Source organism: Lysinibacillus sp. fls2-241-R2A-57 (genome assembly GCF_030209535.1).
Classification (GTDB): Bacteria; Bacillota; Bacilli; order Bacillales_A; family Planococcaceae; genus Lysinibacillus.
In genome coordinates this window covers 1-3,889 of the sequence record NZ_JARVRU010000072.1, presented here as the reverse complement: position 1 = coordinate 3,889, position 3,889 = coordinate 1, and the positions used below count along the sequence as shown (strand labels likewise).

Genomic DNA, 3,889 nt, shown 5'->3' with positions numbered 1-3,889 from the left:
CAGGAAAGCGCCCAGTCGGAACGGAAATCAACCACACGTTTTGGTGAAGAGCCATAATATAATTTAAATGTAAATTATAGTATAATAAATGTTCGTAGTGCTAATTAAAAGCACTCTTAATTTTTTTATAACAAAAATGGTTTTGAATTTGAAAGGGATGTAATAAAGTAATGAAAATCACTAATTTATCGCAAATACAATCTAACCCTTTATACTCAACGAATAAAAATAACCCTATAAAAAGTGATCAGTCTCATTTAACAGAAGCATATGTATATTCTAAGGAAAGCGTTCAGACTTCCGAACCACTATGGAACTATACGCCAAATGAAGTAGGAATGCAGTCGAATATCAATCTTTTGTCATTCGGAAGTCGTTCCTTAAATACACCGAATTGGGACGTCATCCCGACGAAAGGTATGAAAGTTCCCCCGCAAGATGTATTAATCAGCCAAATCAAAGCTTTAGCTGAAAAATCAGTGCGAAATACAAAGCGAAACGACATCGAGAGCTTTAATTACGTGTTTAAAAAATTACACACACAATATATTTCTTCCGTATCCCCTGATCGAAAAACGCTTCACAAACAAGCGATGAAAGCAATAAAAAAATTTGAAGAAGAGGAAACAAAACAGGTAGGCGAAATGACGCTTGTGGATTATTTGAATAAACACGACAATATTCTGACGGGAACAAATAAAAGTCTTGTGGCAGGTGGTATGGTGCGTCCTATTCACAATTCTTTAGGTGGTTATGACTATGATGTCGTCGTTGGAGGTATTACACTACTAGGAAGTACTTATGGACAATGGCATTACGGAATGACACCAGCAGAAGAACTGAAATCAGACGAATTTCATCAGTTCTATTGGTCATTTGTAGACGAAGCTAAAAATAATTTAAAGTTTGAAGCTAATTAGAAGACATACTAGGATAGCTAAGATGAAATTAAAACAATAATGGCTTTGATATATTTTATTTTAGTTTTAGAATAAAGATTGATTAAATGTTTTCTTCAACCAACCGTGTATGAGATTCTTATAAAAAAGTTCGTTCAATTAGATGAGCCTTATTGAACTAAAGCCCCCCGTCAGTTCAACAAGTAATTTGAAACCACCCTGTTTCTGGCGGGAAATCTTTTCTGGATAAACTATGACCTGAAATTAATTGACGATAAGAAGTGATGGTACCATCATGGGAAACAATATAAATCTTTTCTTTCTGTAGCAGCTTGCAATTAATAATAAATTCTTCTGCGATTTTTGTGAATTTATTTTCAGGCATAACATTTATCCCATATGACCATAAATCTAGGGGAACATTAGTGTCAATTTCGAAAGTTGGAAAATCATTTTGAATTATCTCTAAATCAATTATTTTATCACAAGGCAATGTGTTTTTATCTGGAATAATAGGAAAAATTCGCGGAGAAACTAAAGGACTTACAATCTTACGACAATCTATATTTTCACTCCACATAAATGCAGTTTGCAGAGTTCTTCTAGTAGGACTTATGATTAAAATATCATCATTTGTTAAAGGGAATTGATTTCTTAATAGTTTTGCTTGTTTCTCCCCTTTAGCTGTTAATGAAGGGTCTTTTATCTGTAAACTTTTTGGTATATCTAATGTATGTTCACCTTGACCGTGACGAATAAATACCAGGTCCATCTATCACCACTCCTCATCTTTTTAAACCTTACTTCTAGTAACCTGCTTACATTAGTTGATTAAAAAAGCTCCTGATATATTTTAGAGCAAATGCATTGTGACCTTTTTCAAAACATCGCGACTTTGTATAAAATCAACACAAGATGGATGCTTTAAATGGAAATGCTCTTGTTTATGTTACTGACTATATCCAAAATATATCATGTACTTCAAGAATTTTTCCCAATAAAATGGTATACACAAAGCAATATATGCGTGTGAAAAGAGGAATCTTTATGGAAAATGTAAAAAATTGCAAGTCTTTACTGATAACAATTGGTTGGATTAATGCATTGTTTGCATTTGTCTTTTTTCAACTGTTTTGCGGTATTATAGCCGTTTGTATAGGCATCGTTTTAAAAAGTGATTATCATGCCGAAAAACATGGTCTAACCTTAATTATTGTAGGTATCATAGGTGGGATAGCCGGATGGATACTCAATAATTTATATTTTTAGCTATGAGAAATTGTGTAACGGAAAAATCACTAACAGACTTGGTTTTAACTTGGCTGTTAATTGACTTTGATTAATTTTATAAAATTGTCTAGGTGGTATTTTGAAGATGAAAAACTCTTTATTATTTGTGTTATTGTTTAATTTATTTATAGTTGGTTGTAATGAAACAGTCACAGTAGATACTTTTACTTTTGAAAAACCTGATGCAGCCGAAGTTTTAAGATTGGACGACCGAGCAGATATTTTTCAATGGGAAGGTAATATTTTCAATACCAATATAGAATGGATTGATGAGCTTGAACTCAATGAAGATCAACATCTTGGTGAGATAAAATTCAATGCCACTAAAGCAGAAGATTTTAAAAATGGTGCTGCAAACCATTTACCAATCGGGGCAAAGATTTATTCAGTAAAAGAACGTGATGATATTTTAATCGTGAAATAGGATAACGTTGTTAAGCGTTATTTAGTTCTATCTGAAGGCTGATTTACTAGAAGGGAGACGGACATGTTCATTCATGATACAGTAACAGATTTCACTAACAGCTATCTGCCTACCATTGATTATTTAAAGGAATATTATGAAAAGCATGCAAGCCATTTTGAAGAATACTTTCTATATCATTGCCATAATGTAGATGAAAAAATGACAACGGCGATTCCAAAGCACCAGGAAAAGATTTCAGCGTTAATTGAAATAAAAGATAAAATGCCTAAGCTTATTAATGATATTGCAAGGGACTATGAAGAAATGTACGGTATCACATTTACAAAGGATATACATCTGATTGTAGGTTTATTTGGAAGTAACGCTTTTACTTACCGACAAATCATACCAGAAATTGCATTTTGCTTAGAGAAACTTTCCCCTCAAGACCGCCATTTGCAAATTATTATTGCTCATGAGTTTGGGCACGCTTTACACCATTTATTATCCGAAAAAAGAGGTATTGATTGGGGTAAAGTAGACTGGGAGAGCCCATTCACTTGGCTTTTACAGGAAGGTATTGCAACATATTTTTCTACAAGGTTAGTAAGTGCGAGAAAAGATGAATATTTTGCATTTCAAGAAGACGTAGAGTGGATGACATTTGCTACGAATAATAAACAAAGAATTATCGAAGCGTTTTTAACCGATTAACTTCGCTCGATGCAAGAGCAGTGTTCCTTGAATGGTTCTCTATTAATGGCGGTAAACGTTTTGGCTTTAACCGTTTAGCTTATTTTATCGCATTTGAGTTAATACAAAGCTACCTTCAAGAGCTAGCAGAATTGGATGTTATTACGTTATGGCGAAACATAAACTATCAAGATATTATTTATCAACAATTAATCGATATGCAGATGAAAAATGAATAATTTAACTACTCTATTTCTAAGGCAAATGGCTACGCAATAACGGTTTATATTATTAGTCTAGAGTTACAAGATCTTCTTTATTAAAAACAAGATGCCTTCGAATTAAAAGGCTTCTTGTTTTTTTCCTTACTTTTTTAGGGAACAGACATACTATAAAAAATAATTAAAGAGATAAGGAACCAATAAAACTAAAATAGAACCTATACCAAAAACAGATATCACTTTTATCATATCTTTTTCAAGATAACACCACCTATAACACACAATTGCAGTTAACTTAAAAAGTACATTTTATGATATATTTCACAACAGGCGTGTTGATTAGGAAAAAATAGGTTTATTATTGATCGATGAAAGGGTTT

6 protein-coding genes are annotated in these 3,889 nt (G+C 32.6%); 5 read left to right on the top strand and 1 reads right to left on the bottom strand.

Translation table 11 applies throughout. The features are described from left to right. Positions 1–170: 170 nt before the first annotated feature. The gene (locus QRN68_RS13010) at positions 171–920 is read left to right on the top strand and encodes a hypothetical protein (RefSeq protein WP_285397321.1); all 750 of its coding nucleotides are present in this window, start codon (positions 171–173) and stop codon (positions 918–920) included. A gap of 175 nt (positions 921–1,095) precedes the next feature. Here QRN68_RS13010 and QRN68_RS13005 read toward each other — a convergent pair whose 3' ends face one another. Continuing rightward, positions 1,096–1,671 carry a phosphoglycerate mutase family protein gene (locus tag QRN68_RS13005; RefSeq protein WP_285397320.1) on the bottom strand — a complete coding sequence of 192 codons (576 nt, stop codon included), beginning with the start codon at positions 1,669–1,671 and terminating at the stop codon, positions 1,096–1,098. A 143-nt stretch (positions 1,672–1,814) separates the two neighbouring features. On the opposite strand from QRN68_RS13005, the gene QRN68_RS13000 reads away from it, so the two are divergent. The 4 genes from QRN68_RS13000 to QRN68_RS12985 all read left to right on the top strand — a co-directional run bounded on the left by QRN68_RS13000 (position 1,815) and on the right by QRN68_RS12985 (position 3,527). Then, positions 1,815–2,168 carry a hypothetical protein gene (locus tag QRN68_RS13000; protein WP_285397319.1) on the top strand — a complete coding sequence of 118 codons (354 nt, stop codon included), beginning with the start codon at positions 1,815–1,817 and terminating at the stop codon, positions 2,166–2,168. Between the two features lie 106 nt (positions 2,169–2,274). Then, positions 2,275–2,613, top strand: a complete 339-nt coding sequence (locus QRN68_RS12995) for a hypothetical protein (protein WP_285397318.1) — start codon at positions 2,275–2,277, stop codon at positions 2,611–2,613. 63 nt (positions 2,614–2,676) lie between these two features. Further along, a complete protein-coding gene (locus QRN68_RS12990) occupies positions 2,677–3,309 on the top strand; it encodes a DUF5700 domain-containing putative Zn-dependent protease (RefSeq protein WP_285397317.1) in 633 nt (210 codons plus the stop codon). Between the two features lie 20 nt (positions 3,310–3,329). After that, complete coding sequence (locus tag QRN68_RS12985) at positions 3,330–3,527, top strand: hypothetical protein (RefSeq protein ID WP_285397316.1); 198 nt, start codon at positions 3,330–3,332, stop codon at positions 3,525–3,527. Positions 3,528–3,889 lie beyond the last annotated feature (362 nt).